The sequence below is a fragment of the Acidobacteriota bacterium genome (assembly GCA_022340665.1).
Classification (GTDB): domain Bacteria; phylum Acidobacteriota; class Thermoanaerobaculia; order Thermoanaerobaculales; family Sulfomarinibacteraceae; genus Sulfomarinibacter.
Genome location: JAJDNM010000106.1, coordinates 38,429 through 60,200 on the forward strand (window position 1 = coordinate 38,429; position 21,772 = coordinate 60,200).

Sequence of the window (21,772 nt, forward strand, 5' to 3'; positions counted from 1 at the left end):
ATCGGAGGATTTTACACACTCACCCGGATCGGTGGCTTTCGCATTCCCGGAGGTTGCCAGGGTTCACGACCACGGGCATCGAGACGCCGTGGGTCATCGGTGCGACCGTCGCGGTGAGCGAGCTGACCGGCATGGGCGATCATTGCGGCGTTGTCGGTGGTCCAGGGGAGCGGGGGAAGGAGACACTCCAGCCCCAAGTCGTGAGCACTCTCCTCGAGGCGCTGGCGCAGCAGCGAGTTGGCTGCGACACCTCCCGACGCCGTGATCTGCGTCGGCTTGTGGAGCTCGACGAGCTCCGGTAACGGGGCCAGAAGTTGCCCGATCACCGCAGATTCGAAGGACGCGGCGAAGTCGCAGATCTCCGGCGGCGCAATTTCGGTTTTTGTGGCAACCCCGGCCATCTCATTTGCACGGATCCAGCGAATGGCTGCCGACTTGAGACCCGAAAACGAGAAGTCGAATGGCGAACCTCGGAGGCGGGGCTGTGGCAGAACAACCGTTGTCGGGTCGCCACGTCGGGCGAGATCGTCAATCGCAGGCCCGCCCGGATATCCGAGGCCAAGCACCTGCGCGACCTTGTCAAAGCTCTCCCCTGCTGCGTCATCACGAGTGCGTCCAAGGCGATTCCGAGCGCCAGACTCCATCAGGTACCAGCTCGAATGGCCACCCGAGGCCACCAACGCCAGCGCACGGTGGGCTTCCTGTTTCGCCGGCTCTCCCTCGAGGCTCAACAGCGACGACACCAGGTGGCCCTCCAGATGATCGACCGCGACCAGCGGAAGGCGTCTCGCCCAGGCAAAGGCTGCTGCGTAACGAACGCCCACCAGGAGCGCGCCGACCAGGCCCGGGCCAGCAGTCACCGCGACCAATTCAATCGGTCCGGAGGTTGATTCGAGAGCACGATCGACGAGGAATGGCAGGGCCTTGAGATGCTCGCGCGAAGCCAACTCGGGGACCACACCCCCGTATCGGGCATGGGCCTCGATCTGGCTCGACAACAAGCTCACCTCCACCGCGCCGTCGCTGTCCAATATCGCCACAGCGCTCTCGTCGCAGGAGGTTTCAACACCCAGTGTTCGGAGCATGTTCATCTGATCCTGACACAACCGGTGTTACGAACAAGAACGGGGAGGCAACGCCTCCCCGTCGAAGGTATCCACATCAACGGCTCAGCCGATGTTCGCCCTCACCGGCACCTCAATGACCGGGAATTCGGCATCGGAGGTTTTGAGAGTCAACACAGCATCCCTCGGTCCAGCATCGGCGTCCGGCTTGACGGTTACCGTCACCTGGTATCGACGACCACGCTCGATCGTCACGATCTCGGCATCAAACGCCGGGTCGTTCACCGAAGCGTCGTCTACCGTGACAGCCACTCCTGCTGAGCGGTTGTTGACAACGATGATGTTCCGCCCGGGCTGCTTCTTGGCCTCCACCGAGCCGAATTGAACCTGCGACGGAGTCACGTGAAGCAGCGCACGAACGACACCAAAGACCTTGACCGGCACCATCTTCGCTTTGGGATGATTGGTCTCGATCTCGAGCACCGCGTTGACCGGACCAACCGGAGGCTTCTCCTCCATCGACAGCACGATCTCGTACTGTTGCGGCGACTTTCCGGCCAGCAGTCGATCGCTCGGAACCTGATTGACCGATGCGAGCAGGAACGGCACCGAGCTCTTCACTCCCGTCACCTTGAAATTCTTCTCTTCTTCATCGGCAACAACGGTGATCTTCTGCTCCATCGGCTCGTGCTGAACAGCGTTGAAACGAACCAGCGGTCTCGGCAAAACCTGGACGTAGGGATGGACCGTGGTCTTGATAACCACAGTGGTCGTCGGATCCTGAGGGTCGTTGGTCATGATCAGGATAGATTTCGATATCGGTCCCGTAAAATCGCGAGTTTCAAGCTTCGCCTTGATATACCCGGTCTTGCCGGGAGCGATCTCACGATCGAAGTCCGCCACCGTACATCCACACGTTGGCCTCACGGCCTTGATCTCGAGCGCCTCATCACCTTCGTTGACGATTGCGAAATCCACATTCAGAACATCACCCTGAGCGACCTTGCCCATGTCCTTGATTTTCTCGGGCACGACCATCTTGGGTCCGTCCGCAGCGGCACTGTACCCCGCAGCGGCCACTACCATTGCCGCTACAAGAGCGGTCGTAATAATCACGGAACGACGGTTCGACATTTTCTGTCCTCCTTGTCTTCTCATCCACAAACAGAGACAATCTTAGGGAGCTGCCTATCGAGCCGCAACCACAGGAGCGTTTTTTTGCAGAACTTATACGAGAGGGCCGAGCGTCTCTATTTCCTACCGATCGGGGGCACGGCGATGGCGCCACTGGCCGGGATGTTGCATGAGGCCGGTCATCACGTCGAGGGCGTCGACTCTGAGCTTTATCCCCCCATGAGCACCCTTCTCGCAGAGCTTGGCATCCCGGTTCGGCTCGGTTTCGATCCCGAGAAGATGCCGACCGATATCGACCGAGTCATCATCGGCAACGCAATTCCCCGTCACAATCCGGAGGCTACGGCGGTCCTCGAGCAACGCATTCCCCACCTGTCGCAAGCGGAGGCTGTCGCGCATTACGTCCTCGCTCGCGGTCTCGACAGTATAGTCGTTGCAGGAACCCACGGAAAAACCACCACGTCAGCTATGGTGGCGTGGATCCTGGAGCGGGCGGGAGTCGACCCGAGCTATCTCATTGGTGGCCTGCCACGATGGAACCAACGTGGCTTCCGCCTCGGTGGTGGGCGCCACCTGGTCATCGAGGGAGACGAGTACAACTCTGCGTTCTTTGACCGAGGCGCGAAGTTCCTTCATTACCGTCCGCGGATCTTCCTGATCGGTCCGGTCGAGTTCGACCATGCCGACCTATACCCTGACCTGGACGGTATCCTGACCGCTTTCCGCGCCGGGGCGGCTCTCGTCCCGCGTGACGGCTCGGTAATCGTCAACGCATGGCGCGAGGAGGCGGTCACCGCAGCCCGGGACGCGACAGCGCACATCATCCTCGTTGGACCTCATCCCGACTGCCCGCTGCAGCTCGCCTCGTGGCAGCCTGAGGGCGATCGCAGCACAGCCATCATCCGGTGGCGGGGGGAGGAGCATCTTCTTGAGCTCTCGCACGCCGGCCTTCACAATCTACAAAACGCCGCCATGGCGGTTGCTGCTGCTGTTTCGGCCGGGATAGGGATCGCAACGGCGGTGACGTGTATCAAGTCCTTTCCGGGCGTTGCGAGGAGGATGGACGTCGTCGGTGAAGCTGCTGGCGTCATTGTGGTTGACGATTTCGCTCATCATCCGACGGCCCTCGGGGTGACGGTTGCTGCCGCCCGACAGCGATGGCCAAACCGCCGACTGGTCGTCGCCTTCGAGCCCCGCTCTCTGACTGCAGCCCGACGATCTTTCCACGACGCGTATGTTGCAAACCTGGCCGGCGCAGACCTCGTGATGGTAGCGCCTCCCTACCATCGCAATCGCCTTGAAGCCACCGATGTCCTCGACCGATGCGACCTCGCCAGGGCGCTCGAGGAACGCGGAGTGACGGCTCTCATGCCCAATGAAGAAGACGACGTGGTCGACCAACTCCTCGGGGTCCTCCAACCAGGTGATGTGGTGATAGGCTGTTCTTCGGGCGCCTTCGGCGGCATGCACAGAAAACTGATCGAGGCCCTGCAATCTGGAGACGAGAGATGAGCACAAACCAGGCTCTCGCACGAGCAGTTGCAACCTTTGGCGGGCTTGGGGACAAGCTCCCGGCACCGGGAACAACCGTCGGGTCGTTGCTGCCAGCCCTACTGTGGTTCGGCATATGCGTTATCGCATCGGGCAATACCCCTCGCATTGTGACGACAGCCATCGGCCTCGTGATCTTCACGGTCGCCGGCATCTGGTCTTCCGAACGCGAGGCGGAGCGCAGACAGAGCGCCGATCCACGTCCAATCGTCATCGATGAGGCGGCCGGCCAATGGTTGACCTATCTCGTCGCGCTGCCGTTCCTGCCGCTTCTGACCACGACTGAAATCGCCATTTTCGCCGCAGCGGGGTTCTTCCTCTTCCGCGTCTTCGACATCGTCAAGATCTGGCCGATCAAGGCCTTCGAGAAGTTGCCTGGCGGAATCGGCATCGTCGCCGATGATCTCGCGGCCGGATATATAGCCGCCGCCTGCCTGGCCGTCGGATGGCGGGTGTTGACCTGAGAGCGGTAAATTTCTGGCCAGCGCTTCAGTTCGATCGAGGAACCAACTCGGGATGATCGTGGGCTAACTCAGGAGCTCTTCCGCGGGCTCGATCGAGGCCACGATTCGTGTCGGACCTGTGAGACGCGTCGCACAAACAGGAGCCTTGCCCAGCGCATCTACCACCAAGCGATCACCAGATGCGGGAACGAGCTCTACCCTTTCCGTATCTCGTTCAGCCATGACGATCAGCGCCACCGCTACCATGCCCGATCCACATGCCAGGGTTTCTCCCTCCACCCCGCGCTCCCAGGTTCGCAGCAACACTTCACCGGTCGGCGCCACCTCGAAGAAATCGACATTTGCCCCTTCGGGGCCCAACGCTTCATGCCGACGAAGTGACGGAGCGATGGATCGAAGGTCGAGGTCCGACAGTCCCTTAGTCTCGATGACCAGGTGCGGAACACCAATCTTCATCAGGCGGACTCCAGAGATGCTTTCCGGAATTTCGATTTCAGATACACGAACTCCAGGAGGTGGCAGAGGCAGGACCAGGCTCACCTGTCTGCCGCTGACCTCCGCCGGGATTTCGGCCCAGCCAGTCTCTACCACGAGATTCTCCTGGCAACCGAGGATCTCGACTGCAGCGCGAGCGGCGCAGCGCGTGCCATTTGCGCAGAAATCGCCCTTGCTGCCGTCGGCGTTCCGGTATCCGAGACGAACCCGGCCGCTTGCGACAGACTCGAGGGCGAGAGTCCCGTCAGCTCCGATCCCGCGTCGACGATCACAGAGGCGGCGTACGAGGTCGGGTTCGGAATCGAAACGTTCGGCCCAGGCTCCCATGCCAAGAAGGAAGTCGTTCCCGGCGCCCTCGAGCTTGAAGAGTCTCGAGGTCATGGCACCGCGCCCATCACGACGACACAGCTTGACGTGCCGCCGAGATTCCCGGCAGCATCCCGGGCAGCGATTTGATAAACAATTTCGCCAAGTGGCGGTTCATCATCGGTGAACTCGATCGAACGGTGGTCCTCGGCGAGAATCTTCACCGGCCCGTCACCCACCTTGCGCGAAACGATGTAGACCGCCGCGCTCGCCACGGATCGCCAACGGATGCGGACCTGAGCGCCCTCCGGAAGACACACGACATTCGAGGGCGCATCGGGGGGATAGGTGTCCGGATGATCCACGCGAGCTGGCGAAGATGGCTGGCCGACCACTCGGCCGCCGCCGGGCGCGGTAACCACCGACCGCAGTCGATAGCTCCAGGCCTGCCCCTGGGGCGCTTTTTCATCTTTCCAGCTGCCCCCCTCCACGCCTTCAGACGTCAACGCCGTCCATTTGGCGCCGTCAGGCGACCGTTCGACCAGCGTCTTCGATTCGGAAGAGGGCGTCCACGTCAGTTCGATACCGCCGCTGTCTGCACTCAGTGCGAGATCAACCGGTGGCTCGGGGGGGGCCTGAGGCGCGAGGCGCGCAACGTTGGAAAGCTCCGATTCGCGATGACGACAACACACAGTGCGAACTCCATACCAGAGCACCCAAGAGCTCGGATCTTCAACGCTCTGCCGCCACAGGTCGAGATCGTCACGAATGACGATGTCCGAGCCGCGGGTCGATTCAGGTATGTCTTCCGGGTCAATCGACCGCAGAATTTCCCCTTGAGTCTGCAAAAGCTGCCGCTGCATCTGGCGGTCCTGGGCAGAGATTGGCGGTGGGGGTTCCTGGCCGAGGGGGAGGACTGCCCTCCAGACCTGGATCTCCTCGATGTCGGTCAGGTTTTGACCGGAAGTGGTCAAGGACGGATAGCTCCACCGCAAGACCGCCTCGTGACCCTCCTGGAAAGCAGCAAGATCAGTCGTCCGCTCGGCCACCCGGATCAGCGGCGGCATCGGCGCACCTTCCTTCCCGCACCCCAGGCAGAGAAGCACGATGATCCCAGCCAGCAAAAGGCCCGGTGAACGAATCTCTGACATTGATCCCATAACCGGCAGTATCGCCGGGTTCGGAAATTCCGAATTCCGAACTCCGAGCTCCGAATTCATGCCTACAGGATATACCTCGCCAAGTCACTGTCACCAACGAGCTCGCCCAACCGCTCCTTCACCATGTCAGCCGTAACCTCGAAAAGCTCCCCGGAGTGCTCGGTGGCCGAAAAACTGATCTCTTCCAGCAGGCGCTCGAGAACCGTGTGAAGGCGTCGCGCACCGATGTTCTCCGCCGTCTCGTTGATTTCGGCAGCCATTCGCGCAATCGTCTGGACAGCGTCTTCGCTGAACCGAAGCTCGAGATTCTCGGTCCCGAGAAGTGCCGTGTACTGCCGAATCAACGAGTTCTCGGGCTCGGTCAGGATCCGCTCGAATTCTGCCGCACCGAGCGATTGGAGCTCAACCCGAATCGGAAAGCGTCCCTGCATCTCCGGTATGAGGTCTGCGGGACGAGATACGTGGAAGGCACCAGCCGCGATAAACAGCACGTGGTCGGTGCTGACCACGCCGTAACGCGTGTTGACATGCGTGCCTTCGACGATCGGCAGGAGATCACGTTGTACGCCTTCGCGCGACACGTCCGGCCCCCGTCCGCCCGCATCCTCGCGGGAGCAGATTTTGTCGATCTCGTCGAGAAAAACGATGCCTGAATTCTCCACCCGGCTGATGGCCTCGGCTTCCACCTGCGAGCGATCGATGAGCTTCTCTTCCTCCTCGGAGATCAGGATTCTCCTTGCCTCCGCCACCGTCATGCGCTTGCGCGCCTTGCGTCCCATGAGGCCGCCAAACATGTCCTTGAGGTTGATTCCCATCGATTCCATGCCCTGCGGAGTGAACATTTCCACCGTCGGTGTGCGGTCTTCGGACACGTCGAGCTCGACCTCGTTCTCCTCGAGAAGGCCGTCTCTGAGGGGACGCTTCATCGCTCGCCGTTTTTCCTCGAGCGAGGATTCCGCCGCGGAGCCCGAGCTCATCACGAGCAGGTCGAGGAGCCGGTCCTCGGCAATCCTTTCAGCGCGCACTGCGACTTCAGCTACTTTTTCAGAACGGACCAGCTGAATCGCCGCATCTACGAGATCGCGGACGATCGATTCCACGTCACGGCCGACGTATCCGACCTCTGTGAATTTCGACGCCTCGACCTTGATGAAGGGTGACGCGGTGAGGCGCGCCAACCGCCGTGCGATTTCGGTTTTACCGACACCGGTTGGCCCGATCATGATGATGTTCTTCGGCGCCACCTCCTCGCGCAGCTCAGGTTCGAGCTGTTGGCGGCGCCAGCGATTGCGCAGCGCCACCGCAACGGCACGTTTGGCCGCGTCCTGACCGACGATGAACCGGTCGAGTTCCGATACCGTTTCTTGCGGGGTCAATGTGTCCAGATTCACGCTTTCAGCTCCTCAACCGTAATGTGGTTGTTGGTGTAAATGTCGATGTCGGAGGCGATCGACAAGCTTTCCCTGACCACCTCTTCAGCACTCAGCTCGGTGTACTTGAGGAGCGCTCGCGCGGCGGCCAACGCATAGCTCCCGCCCGAGCCAACCGCCACCACGTCGTCGTCCGGGGAGAGGACCTCGCCGGTGCCTGAAACCAGCAGCGTGGTTTTGGCGTCTGCGGTGATCAGAAGCGCCTCGAGGTGGCGTAACGCCTTGTCTGTCCGCCAATCGCGGGCAAGCTCGACGGCTGCCCGCTCGAGGTTGTGGCCGAACTCCTCGAGCTTGGATTCGAAGCGCGTGAAAAGCGCCAGCGCGTCGGCCACCGAGCCGGCAAATCCCGCAATGACCTTGCCGCCGGCGAGTTTTCGTACCTTTGCCGCCCCATGTTTGAGAACCGTCGTTCCGAGGGTTACCTGGCCGTCTGAGCCCACCGCAACGACTTTTCCGCGTCGGACCGCCACCACGGTCGTGTGGTGCCATTCATTATTCATGTTGCCTCCAGTGTGCGTTGTCCATCCGAGCTGGGCGGACGAAACATACGAAGAATACTCCCGCCGGATTCCTGGTCACAGCCTTTCGAGCTTGGCGATCGTCGGGACAAGGGTCTTGCGTCCGGCCCGATCGAAGAAAACCACCAACTTGAGTTGGGCGCCACTTCCCTGGCAGGCGAGTATGACCCCGGTTCCGAATCTCCGGTGCCGGACCCGGTCTCCCGGCCGCCACCCGGTTCCGTCGCCGTCGGTGACAGTCGCCGAGACCTTAGCCGCCCGTCGCTTCGATGGTCGGGGGAATCCACCCCGGCTCTCGCGCCTCCGGGAAGCGCGCCTGGTGGACGGATCTTCCCAGCTGAACGCCGATTCTGAAACATCTTCAACACCGCCCTTCGGCAGTTCATCCAGGAAACGCGAAAGGCGGGTGGGTTGCCGCTGGCCGAAGAGGAACCGGCTCCGGGCACCAGTTAGATACAACAGTTTTCTCGCTCGCGTCATTCCGACATAAGCCAGGCGACGCTCTTCCTCGAGGTTCTCCGGCTCGTCTCGCGAATTGGCATGCGGCAGCAGGCCGTCTTCCAAACCGGCTAGGAAGACCACGTCGAACTCCAGCCCTTTGGCCGAATGAAGGGTCATCAGGGCCACGCCTTCCGCCGCACCCTCGTCATCGGTTTCTTCAAGAAGTGCTACCGCGTCGAGAAACTCGTCAAGGTCCTGACCCCGCAACGCAGCTTCGGCCACCGCAGCAGCCAGCTGCTGAAGGTTTTCCCGCCTCGCCACCCGATCTTCTGCTTCACCCTCATACATGGCAAAGAGCCCCGAAGCCTCGAGCAACCATCCGACAAGGTCCCCGGGCGACAGCTCCTCGCGCTGAGCTCGCGCCTCTGTCAGAACCGCAAAGAACGTATCCAGTGACTGGCGTGCGCGCGGACTGAGACCCTCAGGGAGCTGACGGGCGGCCTCCGGGAGAGCAACGCCCATCTCTCGCGCCGCGCGATGGAGCACATCGAGGGTGGCGGCTCCGACGCCTCGCGCCGGGACGTTGACCACCCGCTCGAAGGAGAGGAGATCATCCGGCCGCACCACCAGCCGCAAATAGGCGAGCGCGTCTTTGATCTCGGCACGCTGCCAGAAGCGGAGTCCTCCAAACACCCTGTAGGGAATGCGTCGACGCGTCAGCTCCTCCTCGAACGGCCGGGTTTGCGCATTGGTCCTCATGAGCACGGCCATCTCCTCGAGCCGGAGATCGCTACGTCTTTCCTCGATACGGTCTGTGACCCAGCGAGCTTCGCCGCGATCATCGACCGCGATATGGAGCCTCACCGATTCGCCGCCTTCACGGCTCGTGAACAGCTTCTTGCCACGGCGCCCGCGGTTCGCAGCGATGAGTCTGCCTGCAACTCTGAGAATGGGTTCGGTGGAACGGTAATTCTCTTCCAAAGCGACGACGCGGGCACCCGGAAAGAAGCGCTCGAAGGAGAGAATATTGTCGAGCTCGGCGCCACGCCAGCGATAGATCGACTGATCTTCATCACCGACCGCAGTGAGGTTGCCGCGGCCGCCCAGGACCACCGTGAGCAGATTCATCTGCAGGCTGTTTGTGTCCTGAAACTCGTCGACGAGCAGGTATCGAGCGCGCCGGGAAACCGCATCGCGAACAGCGGAGTCAGCCTTGACCGCGCTCAGCGCGCGCACCAGCATGTCATCGAAATCGACTACAGCAGCCCTCTTCTTGAGTTCTTCGTAGCGCTCCCAAAGGCGAGCAAAATTCTCGTCCGCTGCGCTGGCTGCTCGATTCGTGAATGTCCTCAGGTCGTGCCCACGATTGACCATGCCCGAAATCCGCGACAATACCATCCGTGGTGGCAGCTCTTTCGGGTCCAAGCCGAGCTCTTTGAGTACCTTCTTGACAAAGACTCGCTGGTCGTCTCCGTCGGCAATTCCGAAACGGGGAGGAAGACCCGCCGCGGCCGGATATCGGCGCAGAACTTCCAGTGCCCAACGGTGAAAGGTGCCGACGAAGCCGCCATGCAGAGGTTGCCCAAGAAGAGCTTCGACACGGTCTCGCATTTCGCTCGCCGCTTTATTGGTGAACGTCACTGCCGTGATCTCTGCGGGACCGGCGGCCTTCGACCAGAGCAGGTGGGCGACGCGGTAGGTGAGAACACGGGTCTTGCCCGAACCAGCGCCCGCCAATACCAGCAGCGGCCCCTCGCCGTGAGCGACTGCCACGCGCTGTTGCTGGTTGAGATCATCGAAAGGGAAGCTCACGCCGCACCCACCTCCACGGGAGGCAAGAAGGTAACAGCACGAAGGCAGAGACTCAACTCCCTGGATGCGAGATGCTGGATGCTCGATACTAGAGGCGCCGGATCAACAATCTCTCTCGTTGAATTCTCCCGGGGTGGGCGAGTGGATCGGGAATCCAGTATCAAGAATCCAGCATCAGGCGGGTGGACGCATCACTCGACGGTGACGCTCTTCGCGAGATTGCGCGGCTGATCGACGTCAAGCCCGAGTTCAACCGCCACGTGATAGGCGAGCAGCTGCAGCGGCACCACCGTCACGATTGGCTGGAGAAGCGGGTGCACCGCGGGAACCGCCAACATCAGGTCGACAACATCTGACAGGCCTTCTGCGTTCTCTTCCGCCACCGCGAGCACTACCGCACCGCGGGCTCGGACCTCCATCAGGTTGCTGATCAGCTTCTCGCGATTGGAGCCGCCGGGTACCACCGCCACCACCGGAAACCCCTCTTGAAGAAGAGCGATCGGCCCGTGCTTCATCTCGCCCGCCGGGTAGCCCTCGGCATGGAGATACGAGATCTCCTTGAGTTTGAGCGCTCCCTCGAGGGCAATCGGGTAGAGAATGCCGCGCCCGAGGTAGAGAGAATCGGTGGCGTCGGCCAGCATGTCAATTCCCAGCTCAAAAAGCCGCGCGTCGATTGCCAGCGCTCGCTCGACCGCCTGCGGGAGCCGTTGCAGACCAGCCACGAGCTCGACATCAGTGGCGTCGGCTCGCCCACCGGCAGACCGCAGGCCAAGCGCTATCAGCACCAACGCCACCAACTGGGATGTGAAGGCCTTGGTCGAAGCAACTCCGATCTCGGGTCCCGCTTGGGTCAAGATCTGCGACGAGGCGAGGCGCCAGGCGGAGGAGCCACGGACGTTACAGACCGTCGCCAGCAAGGCGCCGGCGTCACTCGCCATCTCCATCGCCGCAAGTGTGTCGGCCGTCTCGCCCGATTGCGTGACGCCGATGACCAGGACATCTTCACCGACCAGGGGCGAACGATAGCGATACTCCGACGCGTAGTCGACCTCGGTCGGCAGGCCAGTCAGCTCTTCGAGCACGAACTTCCCGACCAGGCATGCGTGCCACGAAGTCCCGCAAGCCACCAGGTGTACGCGGCGCAGATTCTCCAGCTGCTGGTCGGAGAATCCGAGTCCATCCAGATTGACTCCGAGGCGATTCTCGTCAAGGTAGGTGAGAACCGTGTTGCGAATTGCGTCGGGCTGCTCATAGATCTCCTTGAGCATGAAGTGGCGATAGCCGCCCTTCTCCACCCGGGCGGCATCCCAGTCGAGCCTGTCGACCGCACGATCGACCGTGGTGCCCGTGGCGCCGAAAATCCTGTGACTGTCTCTCCTCACTTCGGCCACATCGCCATTTTCGAGATACACCACCTGGCGGGTCCGATGCAGCAGCGCGGTGACGTCGGAGGCCACGAGGTTTTCGTCTTCGCCCAGCCCGACGACCAACGGCGGCCCGTTGCGGAAGGCAACCACGACATCGGGATCGGCGCGATGAACAGCCACCACCGCGTATTGACCCTCGAGACGAGGCAACACCGCAAGGACGCGCTTACCGAGGGTGCCTTCCTCGCGGCCCAGAAGCTGAGCGATGAGTTCAGTATCGGTATCCGACTGCAGTTCGACCCCAGCCTCGAGAAGCTCCTTGCGGAGAGCACCATAGTTCTCGAGAATTCCGTTGTGCACGACGGCCACCTGTTCGCTGCTATCGACCTGCGGATGGGCGTTGGCCTCGGTGGGTGCGCCGTGGGTTGCCCACCTTGTATGACCGATCCCAACCGAGCCGTGCAGCGGCTCGAGATAGGCCTTCTGCTCGAGATTTCCGAGCTTTCCCGCGGCACGCAGGATTTCGATACCAGCGGTACCCATCACGGCGATGCCGGCAGAGTCATATCCGCGATATTCGAGGCGGCGCAGGCCATCGAGCAGAACCGGTACGACCTCGCCAGAGCCGACGTAACCGATGATGCCGCACATTTCGACCTCCCGTTGGACTCAGCCTGCCACCACTCCAGCCCGTGCCCTGTCGAGAGCCTCCAGAAGTTGATCGAAGGAGCGGGCGAACGCTGCTACTCCCTCCACCTGAAGCTCCATGGTGATGTCGTCGAGGCCGACTCCAAGGCCCTCGAGCTCCGAAAGGACGCGTTCTGCCCCGGAAACGTCCTCTTTCAGGCTTGCACGCGGTTCTCCGTGATCGCGAAACGCCTCGAGGGTCGCGACCGGAAGGGTGTTGACGGTTTCCGAACCGATCAACTCCTCGACGTATACCACGTCTCGATAATCCGGGTTCTTCGTACTCGTCGACGCCCACAGCGGCCTCTGCACTTGAGCGCCCCGCGCCGCATGAGCTGCAAAGGAGTCGGCTCCGAAAAGCTCCTCGAATCGACGATAGGCGAGCTTGGCGTTGGCGATCGCCGCCTGACCACGCAGCCCGAGGGCCTCGGGCGTCCCGATCTCCTCGAGCGCCGCGTCAACCTTGGTGTCGACCCGACTGACGAAGAACGATGCGACCGACGCAACACCCGCCGGGTGCGGGTTGGTGTCGATGCCGCGAAGGTATGCACTCGCCACTGCCTCGTAGTCGGCGAGAGAAAACATCAAGGTCGCATTGACATTGATTCCGCCACCGATCAGGTACTCGATCGCTGGAATTCCTTCGGGGGTCGCGGGCACCTTGATCATTAGATTCGGTCGGTCTACCGCGGCCCACAGTCGTTTCGCCTCGGCGATCGTACCCTCGGTGTCACGGGCGAGATGGGGCGATACCTCGAGGCTCACGAACCCGTCAGACTGTTCACTCGAGTCCCACACCGCTCGCAAAAGGTCTGCCGCTCCGCGGATATCCTCGATCGCGAGAGTCTCATAAAGAGCGATGGTTTCCATCTCCGGGTTGTTGGCGAGCAAGCCTGCCACCGCTTCGTCGTACGCCCCACCGCCCTCGATCGCCTTCTGGAAGATCGAGGGGTTCGAAGTGACGCCCCGAACTCCGTCCTCCGCTACCAATGTTGCCAGCCCGCCACCGGTCAGGAGGTCGCGCTCGATGAAATCCAGCCACACCGCCTGCTGGTGCTCATCCCACAATCTCTTCAATTTATTCATGCCGTCTCCGTGATCTCGTTCCGTTCAGATCGAGAAAGCGTCAGCTTCCTCCTCCCAACAACTGTATCGCCTCCCCCACGAGCGCTTCGGCTGACAATCCGAGCTTCTCGGCCACCTCGGCCCCGGGCGCCGAGGCGCCGAAGCGGTCAATCCCGATGACCGACCCGCTGTCGCCGACGACGTCCCGCCACCCGAGCGTCACGCCCGCCTCCACCGCCAATCGCGGGATACCTGGCGGCAGGACTTCCCGCCGGTATGCCTCGGACTGCTCGGCGAAAAGCTCCCATGAGGGCAACGAGACAACACGCGTCCCGATGCCACGATCCGCGAGCTGGCGCGCAGCATCGACGGCCAGGCTCACCTCGCCGCCTGTCGCGATCAGCACGATGGCCGGAGGTTGGTCCACCGCATCGACAATCGTGTACGCCCCTCGCGCCACGCCCTCACGCCCATGTTGACGGGCACCCTCGAGTGTCGGCAGGCCTTGGCGGCTCAAAAGGAGCGCGGTCGGGCCGTGGGTCCGTTCGAGCGCCACCTTCCAGGCCGCTGCCGTTTCGTTGGCGTCTGCAGGACGCAACACGACGAGGTCAGGAATTGTGCGAAGCGCCATCGCGTGCTCGACCGGTTGGTGTGTCGGGCCATCCTCCCCCACCCACACCGAGTCATGTGTGAACACGTAAATCACGGGTTGCTCCATGAGTGCTGCGAGGCGGATGGCGGGACGCAGATAGTCGGAGAAGACGAGAAATGTCCCGCCATAGGGGCGCACACCTGCGTGCAGGGCAAGACCGTTGAGGATCGCGCCCATCGCGTGCTCGCGAATTCCAAATCGCAGATTGCGGTTGGCGAGCGCATCGGCCTGGAGTACCCCGCTCGAGGAGATGAAGGTCTTGTTCGAAGGCGCGAGATCGGCGGACCCGCCGATGAGTTCGGGCAGTTTTTCGGCGATTGCATTCAGTACGGTTCCCGAGGCCGAGCGGGTGGCGACCTTGGCACCTTCATCGAAGGTTGGCAGCGCATCGGACCACGATCCCGGCAGTCGCCGGTCCAGCCGTCTCTCCCACTCAGCGGCCAACTCCGGTTCCGATGCCATCCAGTCTGACAACCTCTCCTCCCAGTCGCTCCGCCGTTCCTTCCCCCGTTGACCGACCTGCCGGCAATGCTCGCGAACTTCCGGTGGCACGAAAAAGCGTTCCTCATGTGGCCACCCGTATGCGGCCTTGGTAGCACGGACCTCATCCGCCCCGAGCGGCGCACCGTGAGCTCCGGCCGTGTCCTGCTTGGTCGGCGCGCCGTACGCGATGTGAGTTCGCACCCTGATCAGAGTCGGTTTCCCTCCCCCGGACTTTGCGGTCTCGAAGGCTTCGGCCAGCGCCTCGAAATCGTTGGCGTCCTGGACCTCCAGAACCCGCCAGCCATGAGAGCGAAACCGGGCGGGAATGTCGTCCGAGAGCGTGATATCCGTTTTCCCCTCGATCGTGATGCGGTTGTCATCCCAGATCCACACCAACTTGTCGAGACGGAGATGCCCGGCAAGCGACGCCGCCTCGGCGCTCACGCCCTCCATGAGGTCGCCGTCTGAGCACACTACCCATGTCCGGTGATCGACCACCGCATGACCGGGGCGATTGAAGGTTGCAGCAAGATGGGCTTCCGCAAGGGCCATTCCGACCGACGTAGCAACACCTTGGCCGAGTGGCCCGGTTGTCATTTCGGCGCCTGGCACCACTCCGATCTCAGGGTGGCCGGGGGTCTTCGATTGCCATTGGCGAAAGTTCTTGATGTCTTCGAGGTCGAGGTCATACCCCATGAGATGGAGGACGCTGTAGAGCAGCATCGAAGCGTGACCGCAGGAGAGCACGAAGCGGTCGCGATCCGGCCATTGGGGATCTGCCGGATCATGCTTGAGGAATTTCGAGAACAGGACAAAGGCAACCGGGGCGAGTCCCATCGGCGCTCCCGGATGTCCCGAGTTGGCCTCTTCGACGGCGTCTATCGCCAACGTACGGATGGTGGTCACCGCGAGTTGATCGACCTCATCAAAGTGGTGGGACACGGCTCCTCCTCGTGTGGGACTCTCCGCCACCGGCAGCCTACCACTGCCGGTTTGGATTCTGACATCGTGCTTTCGTGTCGAGATTTGATGCTGACCGGCTATGGTGCTCAGCGGCTCCGGAGTTCGTACAGAACCTGCTTGGCCACCGCCTTGAGGGTCTCGAATACGCCGATCCCTTTGGTAGCCACTGCCTCGAAGGTCGGCTCGCCCTTGAAATTGAGGAGGCGATACATGTCATCGACCAACATTGCGCTCGGGAGGTCTCGCTTGTTGAATTGCAGCACGTACGGAATGGTCTTGAGTTCGAAGCCGTTCTCGGCGAGGTTCTCTTCGAGATTTCTGAGCGACTCGACGTTGGCATCCATCCGCGCCTCCTGCGAGTCGGCGACAAACACAACACCATCCACACCCTTGAGGATGAGCTTGCGGCTGGCATCGTAGAAGACCTGTCCGGGGACCGTGTAGAGGTGGAACCGCGTCTTGAACCCTCTCACCGCTCCGAGGTCGAGCGGCAGGAAATCGAAGAAGAGCGTCCGATCAGTTTCGGTCGCGAGAGATATCAGCTTGCCCTTCTGCTGCGGGCTGGATTTTTCGTAGATGTACTGGAGATTGGTTGTTTTACCGCACAGGCCAGGACCGTAAAATACGATCTTGACGTTGATCTCACGGGCGGCGTAATTGATGAAGCTCATTCGGAGAACAGAGCGTCGATATCGTCGTCAGTGATTTCTGCAAAGGGCGAAGCGGCCTCCACGGAACCGACTACCTGAGCCTTGGAATCCATTTCGTTGAGCACCCGTTCAATATCGGCCGACGCCTTGCGCACCCGAAGTCTGACCAGGCCGAGCGACGAGCGTTCGTCGAAAATGACGACCAGAATCAACTTCTGGCCGACGATCGAGATGTGAATATTGTCCTTCCGTCCCTCGTGGAAGAGGATCGAAAACTCCTTCTCGCCGATCAACCTGGCAAGGCCATCTGTGGCGGCTACATTGCCAGCGGTGAGCGATGCCAGAGAGGTGCTATCGACCAGGTTCACCTCGCCGGCGCCCGCGATCTGCTGGCCGTTCTTGTCAACCAGAAACACGATTTTCGCGGAGGCATCCATCCGCAGCGTGTTGAGGAGATGCTTGATTCGCTCGAACTCCTCCTCGTACATGACAAAAGACGTATTCAATCCGTTACGCTCCCAGTAGTCTCAATTCTAAACCCAACCGGTCCTTCGAGGCAAGCCGGACGCATTTCGCCCTGCCCCTCGAGGGTAGTCATAAACCCCGCATTTTCTGGAAAATGGAGCCTACACCTTGCGCCGTAGCTGGAGCGCCTGAGCGAGAGTCACACGATCCACTGCGGCCACCTCACCACCAATCGGGATGCCGGACGCCGGGCGGCTCACGGCAATACCAAGCGGCTGCAACCGCCTTGCTATGTAAAGCGCGGTGGTCTCGCCCTCGACCGTCGGGTCAGTAGCCAGGATGACCTCATTCACCTCTCCCGACCTGCAGCGCGTTTCCAGCCGATCTATTGTCAGCTCCTCCGGACCGACACCGTGAAGTGGGGAAAGATGGCCGAGCAGCGCGTGGTAAAGGCCGCGGAACTCTCCGGTTGCCTCCACAGCCCAGGCGGTCGTCGGCTCCTCGACAACCAGGATCACGCCGCGATCGCGGCTTGGATCGGTGCACACCGCGCAGGGGTCATCCTCCGTCAGCAATGAGCACCTCGAGCACAAACCTACGGATTGACGGATCTCGTGAAGGACCCGTGCGAAGTCAGCGACTTCAACCGGGTCGATGGTCAACAGATGTTCTGCGAGGCGTTGTGCAGTCCGCGGACCGACCCCTGGGAGACGCTCGAGATGCTCCAGGAGTGACCGGACGATCGGTGGCCGCAAATCCATCAGTGACTCCGGAGGATGTGCGACATCCTCATCTTCACGAGCCGTCACCGTCCGATTGCACCGCTACAACCTCTCCTCCGAGAATCCGGGTCGCGAGAATCACGCCGGGGTCGGCACCGGCTTCCTTCGTCAAGACGGCATCGTCCGGTTGTGTTCCCTCAGCGTCGGGCACCTGTTCCCGTGCCGCGCCCTCCTCCGTGGCAGATGTTCCGGGTACGGCCGACGTCCGCCCAGCCTGCGAACCGGGACCACGTTCGGAGCCCGAACCGGCCGCGCCTGCTCCGGCATCCGGATCAGCAGCGCCGGATCCCCCGAGCCAATCTTCGACCCGGCGCACCGACGGCCATCGGGCGAGCCGGAGGCATGCTACCTCGAGTGCCACCTCGCGGTTTCCGGCCCCTCGCAGCAACGCCTCATGGTCGAGCCACAGCCCGAGCATCCGGCCGAGCGCGTTTTCTCCGAGCCCGTCAGCAAGGCTGCTGAACAGTCTTCGATGTGAATCTGATATGACCGGAGCGAGCTTCGGATCGATCGCCAGATAGAGGGCGGTTCGCAGGGTGCGACCGACCTCCCGATACAGCACCGATGGATCCTGGCCTGCTGCAAGCTGCTCGCGGAGGAGCGCCAGGCCGTCGCCGATTCGGCCCTCCGCCAGAGCGCCCACCAGTCCAACAGTTACCTCGATCGGAGGGACACCGAGAATCGCTGCTACGGCCTCATCATCAACTTCGTCCGCCGCGAACGCGCGCAGTTGATCGAGCAGCGAAAGCGCGTCGCGGACGCTCCCGTCCGATGCGGCGGCGATCGAAGCCGCGGCGGAAGGGGTCAGAGTGAAACCCTCGCTGGCCGCGATCTCCTCGAGACGGCCACGAATCAGCTCCGCTCCAACAGGCCGAAATTCGAGCTGCTGGCATCGGCTCTGGATGGTGTCCGGGACCTTGAGCCGCTCGGTCGTGGCAAAGATCCAGAGAATGTACGGCGGCGGCTCTTCAAGGCTCTTGAGCAGCGCGTTGAAGGCCTCGCGCGTCAACATGTGGACCTCGTCGACAATGATGACGCGAAACCGGTCTCTGGTCGGGCGGAACTGAAGGAGCTCGCGCAATTCCCGTACGTCGTCGATACCGCGGTTGGAAGCCCCGTCGATCTCGATGACGTCGATGCTCGATCCCTCGACCACCTCCCGGCAGGAGTCGCACGTGCCGCAGGGCTCCGCTGTTGGGCCCTCCGCGCAGTTGACAGCCTTGGCCAACAGGCGGGCGGCGGTGGTCTTACCGACGCCACGCAACCCGGAAAACAGGTAAGCCTGGCCGAATGTCCCGGAATCGAGGGCGTTACACAGGGTCTGGACGACGGCATCCTGGCCGAAAAGCTCGGAAAACTTCTGCGGCCGCCAGGTGCGCGCGAGTACCTGATAGGTCATCCGGGCATCTTATCCGATCCCGGAGATTGCTGCGGTGGCGGGGCGCCACCGAGTCCTTCAGCCTACTTTTCCAGGGGTTTCTCGTATGCTTTCACTGACAATCATGGAAATACGCGGTACATATTGGCTTGTTTTTGTTATCGTCTGTCAGATTGCGACCCGATGATACGACCAAGGAGGTCTCCGATGAATCGTTCAGCTCTTACCGTCATGTGCCTCGCCGTCCTGCTGGCGGCGTCCCAGGTCGGCGCGATCTCGCCCAGCGACGATCTCTTGATCGCCGGGGCCGCACGCACCAACCGCTGGATTGCCGATCTGTATATCAACAATCCCGGCGATGCATCCGTGTCCGTCAACGTGATGTGGCTCGAACGCGGCCAGGCCAACCCGAATCCAGCCTTCCGGAATTTCAATGTCGGCGCGGGAGAGACCCTGATCCTCGACGACGTGCTGCACAACAACTTCGGTTTCAACAGAGCGGAAGGGGCCTTTCGCATTGTCGCAATGGGAGGGGTGGTGACCGCCAACCTGATCGTGTTCACCGGCGCCGGCGATCCCGACGGCACCTACGGTTCCGGGTTCGAGGCAATTCCCGCATCGGCCGCCACGGCTGCCGGAGAATCCACGAATTTGACCGGGGTCGTCCTGACGGACGATTTCTACACCAACCTCTTCGCCCTGGCCGGCGCCAACGGCGCCACCGTCGACATCGATCTCCTCGATCCCAGCGGCGCGCTGCTCGACACGGAGAATGTCGTCCTCCAACCCTACGAGCCATGGCTTTCCTCCGTCCAAAACCTGTGGGACCTGGCCTCGTTCGAGAATGGGACCGCTCTGGTCCGGGTTGGGGCCGGTTCGATGGTGATTCTCGGCTCGAAGGTCGACCGCCGGAGCCTCGATCCGACCACCCTCGAGCAGGAGTTCGGCGCCGGAGCCGGTTCGGTCGACGGTACTTACCAGTTCGCGATCTACGACAGCCTGGGGTACGCCTCGGGCGGCAATCTGGTGATCGAAAACGGCATCGTCGAAGCGATCTACGGCACCTACACCAACTATGACAAGTTAGATAACGAAGACAATTTTGCGTGCCCTGTGATTTTCCCGTGGGGTTTCGAAATGCCCCCGACCCCGGTCGAGGACTTCGTCTCGGGAATCTCCTTCACCGACACTTGGGACGACAATAGCCAAATGACGTGGACCGTGACCTTTACGTTGAATGACGGCCTCGGCTTTAGCGGGACAGTCGAAGTGGTCGGCTCCAATTTCAGCGGCGACGACGCGGGCTGCAATGGCGAATTCCCAGCCCAGACCTTCGAGGGCGGCAAGAGCAACTGATCTGCCACTTCACGTGAATTCACGGGCCGCCCTCCGGGGCGGCCCTTTTCATGCTCGGGCGGTTCCGTCCTCACCCGCGGCCACGATCGCGCGCTCCCAAAGGACGGGGCCGAGAAGTTGATTGACCACCACCGCCGCGACCACCAGGGCGGCCACGGTCTCGCCGATGTCCGGCACCTCTCGTTGAATGCGCGCCGCCAGCCCCAGCGAGAGGCCCGCCTGGGCGACGAATCCCATCCACCCGTACCGCACGACCTCGCGCCCCGCGCCGGCGACCATGGCGGGGTACCGCGTCGTCAGCCAGACCGCCCCCAGACGGACACAGACATAGACCACCGCCGTTATCCAGACGGACGCGAAGACGCCGAGATCCAGGCCGGCGCCAACCAGCGCGAAGAAGACCACATAGATCGGCGTCGACGACTGCTCGAGGGCATCGAGAAACTGGCCCGCCACACGGGGGAAGAGGTTGCGCGCGGCGAAGCCCGCCGCCATGCATACGAGCAGGTGCTCTACCCAGGATCCTCTGCCGAGTTCTGCCGAGGCGAGGGCGAGCGCAATCACGGTCAGCGGCGCCATACGTCCAACCTCGACGAGATACAGGCCGAGCATCAGGCCGAGAAGCCCACCGATGACCAGCGACCCACCGACCTCCATCGCAACGTGTCGGAAAACACCAAGCTCCACCGAGCCGCCACCCATCCACGAAACGGCGAGTGTGCTGACGACGGTGAACAGGAGGATGATCACGAGATCTTTGACGATCGTCACCCCGAGGACCGTCTCCACCAGTTCGCCTCGAGCGCGAAGGTCGGAAACGACGGCGATCGTGGTCGCGGGTGATACTGCGACCGCGATCACTCCGAGCAGGGCGACCCCGGCCAACATCTCAGCACCGGTGGCAGGACCAAAGAACGGGATCGCCCCCAGGAGCACCCAGAGCAGGCTAGCAACCAGCACGAGAATGCCGACTGTGTGGGCGGCCGTGATGGCGACCATCGATCTCAGATTTCTGCGGACGACGTCGATGCGAAATTCCCCCCCGGCCGTGAGAGCGATGAGGCCGAGGGCAAGATCCTCGAAAAGGCGCAGAAGCCGGGCATCTCGTGCCGTTTCCAACGCAAGAGCGTGAGGACCTGCAGCCATACCGAACAGAAGGTACCCTGTGATTCGAGGGAGCCTGACACGCACCGCGAGCTCACCGCTGAGCACGCCTCCGATGACCACGCAACCGAGAGCCAGCAGCGCAGAACCGGCCGGATCATCGACCGCCACCTCACCCATCAAGCGCGCAGCCCAGCTGAACGCCGCCAGCACCAGGAAAAGAGCCCACCTCATGGGGCGTTGACCTCGGAACTTGCAGTCACCAGGGTGCGGCGCATCCACGCCACCGCGATGAGGTTGTTGCAGATGATGGCGACGACCACAGCCTCGAGAACCCCTCCGGTCTCGGGAAAAAAGCTCACCATTGCCACCAACAGACCGAGCGCGAGTTCACCCTGGGGCAGCAGGCCGAGCCCCAGACCCGCGTTCCGGACACCAACATCTC

General features: G+C 62.1%; 19 protein-coding genes. 3 read left to right on the forward strand and 16 right to left on the reverse strand.

Annotated features, from left to right (window positions below):
• Positions 1-11: 11 nt before the first annotated feature.
• Both tsaD and LJE93_12445 read right to left on the reverse strand, forming a co-directional pair.
• Positions 12-1,085, reverse strand: a complete 1,074-nt coding sequence (tsaD, locus tag LJE93_12440) for a tRNA (adenosine(37)-N6)-threonylcarbamoyltransferase complex transferase subunit TsaD (GenBank protein MCG6949711.1) — start codon at positions 1,083-1,085, stop codon at positions 12-14.
• An 84-nt stretch (positions 1,086-1,169) separates the two neighbouring features.
• The gene (locus tag LJE93_12445) at positions 1,170-2,198 is read right to left on the reverse strand and encodes a DUF1573 domain-containing protein (GenBank protein ID MCG6949712.1); all 1,029 of its coding nucleotides are present in this window, start codon (positions 2,196-2,198) and stop codon (positions 1,170-1,172) included.
• An 84-nt stretch (positions 2,199-2,282) separates the two neighbouring features.
• On the opposite strand from LJE93_12445, the gene LJE93_12450 reads away from it, so the two are divergent.
• Together LJE93_12450 and LJE93_12455 are read left to right on the forward strand one after the other, a co-directional pair.
• Positions 2,283-3,710 carry a Mur ligase domain-containing protein gene (locus tag LJE93_12450; protein MCG6949713.1) on the forward strand — a complete coding sequence of 476 codons (1,428 nt, stop codon included), beginning with the start codon at positions 2,283-2,285 and terminating at the stop codon, positions 3,708-3,710.
• Entirely contained in the window at positions 3,707-4,213 is a 507-nt protein-coding gene (locus tag LJE93_12455) for a phosphatidylglycerophosphatase A (GenBank protein ID MCG6949714.1), read from the forward strand. The genes LJE93_12450 and LJE93_12455 overlap by 4 nt, the downstream gene beginning before the upstream one ends.
• 63 nt (positions 4,214-4,276) lie before the next feature.
• Here LJE93_12455 and dapF read toward each other — a convergent pair whose 3' ends face one another.
• The 12 genes from dapF to dnaX all read right to left on the reverse strand — a co-directional run bounded on the left by dapF (position 4,277) and on the right by dnaX (position 18,888).
• Positions 4,277-5,089 carry a diaminopimelate epimerase gene (gene dapF / locus LJE93_12460; GenBank protein ID MCG6949715.1) on the reverse strand — a complete coding sequence of 271 codons (813 nt, stop codon included), beginning with the start codon at positions 5,087-5,089 and terminating at the stop codon, positions 4,277-4,279.
• Positions 5,086-6,165 carry a hypothetical protein gene (locus LJE93_12465; protein MCG6949716.1) on the reverse strand — a complete coding sequence of 360 codons (1,080 nt, stop codon included), beginning with the start codon at positions 6,163-6,165 and terminating at the stop codon, positions 5,086-5,088. Before LJE93_12465 ends, dapF begins: the two co-directional genes overlap by 4 nt.
• A 71-nt stretch (positions 6,166-6,236) precedes the next feature.
• Positions 6,237-7,565 (reverse strand): ATP-dependent protease ATPase subunit HslU, encoded by a 1,329-nt coding sequence (hslU, locus tag LJE93_12470; protein MCG6949717.1) that lies wholly within the window; start codon positions 7,563-7,565, stop codon positions 6,237-6,239.
• Positions 7,562-8,104 (reverse strand): ATP-dependent protease subunit HslV, encoded by a 543-nt coding sequence (gene hslV / locus LJE93_12475; protein MCG6949718.1) that lies wholly within the window; start codon positions 8,102-8,104, stop codon positions 7,562-7,564. The genes hslU and hslV overlap by 4 nt, the downstream gene beginning before the upstream one ends.
• A gap of 75 nt (positions 8,105-8,179) precedes the next feature.
• A complete protein-coding gene (locus LJE93_12480) occupies positions 8,180-10,375 on the reverse strand; it encodes a UvrD-helicase domain-containing protein (GenBank protein MCG6949719.1) in 2,196 nt (731 codons plus the stop codon).
• Positions 10,376-10,566: 191 nt separating this feature from the next.
• Entirely contained in the window at positions 10,567-12,393 is a 1,827-nt protein-coding gene (gene glmS, locus LJE93_12485; protein MCG6949720.1) for a glutamine--fructose-6-phosphate transaminase (isomerizing), read from the reverse strand.
• Positions 12,394-12,411: 18 nt separating this feature from the next.
• Positions 12,412-13,515, reverse strand: a complete 1,104-nt coding sequence (gene tal, locus LJE93_12490; protein MCG6949721.1) for a transaldolase — start codon at positions 13,513-13,515, stop codon at positions 12,412-12,414.
• A 40-nt stretch (positions 13,516-13,555) separates the two neighbouring features.
• Entirely contained in the window at positions 13,556-15,571 is a 2,016-nt protein-coding gene (tkt, locus tag LJE93_12495; protein ID MCG6949722.1) for a transketolase, read from the reverse strand.
• A 107-nt stretch (positions 15,572-15,678) separates the two neighbouring features.
• Positions 15,679-16,263: a gliding-motility protein MglA gene (locus LJE93_12500; protein MCG6949723.1), complete on the reverse strand. Its 585-nt coding sequence runs from the start codon at positions 16,261-16,263 to the stop codon at positions 15,679-15,681.
• The gene (locus LJE93_12505; protein ID MCG6949724.1) at positions 16,260-16,748 is read right to left on the reverse strand and encodes a roadblock/LC7 domain-containing protein; all 489 of its coding nucleotides are present in this window, start codon (positions 16,746-16,748) and stop codon (positions 16,260-16,262) included. The genes LJE93_12500 and LJE93_12505 overlap by 4 nt, the downstream gene beginning before the upstream one ends.
• A 120-nt stretch (positions 16,749-16,868) precedes the next feature.
• On the reverse strand, positions 16,869-17,516 hold the full coding sequence (gene recR / locus LJE93_12510) for a recombination mediator RecR (GenBank protein MCG6949725.1): 648 nt from the start codon (positions 17,514-17,516) through the stop codon (positions 16,869-16,871).
• Positions 17,503-18,888, reverse strand: a complete 1,386-nt coding sequence (gene dnaX / locus LJE93_12515) for a DNA polymerase III subunit gamma/tau (GenBank protein ID MCG6949726.1) — start codon at positions 18,886-18,888, stop codon at positions 17,503-17,505. The genes recR and dnaX overlap by 14 nt, the downstream gene beginning before the upstream one ends.
• 186 nt (positions 18,889-19,074) lie before the next feature.
• On the opposite strand from dnaX, the gene LJE93_12520 reads away from it, so the two are divergent.
• Complete coding sequence (locus LJE93_12520) at positions 19,075-20,223, forward strand: hypothetical protein (GenBank protein MCG6949727.1); 1,149 nt, start codon at positions 19,075-19,077, stop codon at positions 20,221-20,223.
• Between the two features lie 48 nt (positions 20,224-20,271).
• Here LJE93_12520 and LJE93_12525 read toward each other — a convergent pair whose 3' ends face one another.
• Both LJE93_12525 and LJE93_12530 read right to left on the reverse strand, forming a co-directional pair.
• Positions 20,272-21,561 carry a cation:proton antiporter gene (locus tag LJE93_12525; protein MCG6949728.1) on the reverse strand — a complete coding sequence of 430 codons (1,290 nt, stop codon included), beginning with the start codon at positions 21,559-21,561 and terminating at the stop codon, positions 20,272-20,274.
• Positions 21,558-21,772: hypothetical protein (locus LJE93_12530; protein MCG6949729.1), on the reverse strand; the 215-nt coding region annotated here is incomplete at its 5' end. The genes LJE93_12525 and LJE93_12530, both read right to left, overlap by 4 nt.

What these genes read in the sequence shown, in the direction of transcription:
- tsaD (MCG6949711.1), bottom strand. Translation starts at nt 1,085, where the DNA reads ATGCTCCGAACACTGGGTGTTGAAACCTCCTGCGACGAGAGCGCTGTG.
- LJE93_12445 (MCG6949712.1), bottom strand. Translation starts at nt 2,198, where the DNA reads ATGTCGAACCGTCGTTCCGTGATTATTACGACCGCTCTTGTAGCGGCA.
- LJE93_12455 (MCG6949714.1), top strand. Translation starts at nt 3,707, where the DNA reads ATGAGCACAAACCAGGCTCTCGCACGAGCAGTTGCAACCTTTGGCGGG.
- dapF (MCG6949715.1), bottom strand. Translation starts at nt 5,089, where the DNA reads ATGACCTCGAGACTCTTCAAGCTCGAGGGCGCCGGGAACGACTTCCTT.
- LJE93_12465 (MCG6949716.1), bottom strand. Translation starts at nt 6,165, where the DNA reads ATGTCAGAGATTCGTTCACCGGGCCTTTTGCTGGCTGGGATCATCGTG.
- hslV (MCG6949718.1), bottom strand. Translation starts at nt 8,104, where the DNA reads ATGAATAATGAATGGCACCACACGACCGTGGTGGCGGTCCGACGCGGA.
- glmS (MCG6949720.1), bottom strand. Translation starts at nt 12,393, where the DNA reads ATGTGCGGCATCATCGGTTACGTCGGCTCTGGCGAGGTCGTACCGGTT.
- tal (MCG6949721.1), bottom strand. Translation starts at nt 13,515, where the DNA reads ATGAATAAATTGAAGAGATTGTGGGATGAGCACCAGCAGGCGGTGTGG.
- LJE93_12500 (MCG6949723.1), bottom strand. Translation starts at nt 16,263, where the DNA reads ATGAGCTTCATCAATTACGCCGCCCGTGAGATCAACGTCAAGATCGTA.
- dnaX (MCG6949726.1), bottom strand. Translation starts at nt 18,888, where the DNA reads ATGACCTATCAGGTACTCGCGCGCACCTGGCGGCCGCAGAAGTTTTCC.
- LJE93_12520 (MCG6949727.1), top strand. Translation starts at nt 19,075, where the DNA reads ATGAATCGTTCAGCTCTTACCGTCATGTGCCTCGCCGTCCTGCTGGCG.
- LJE93_12525 (MCG6949728.1), bottom strand. Translation starts at nt 21,561, where the DNA reads ATGAGGTGGGCTCTTTTCCTGGTGCTGGCGGCGTTCAGCTGGGCTGCG.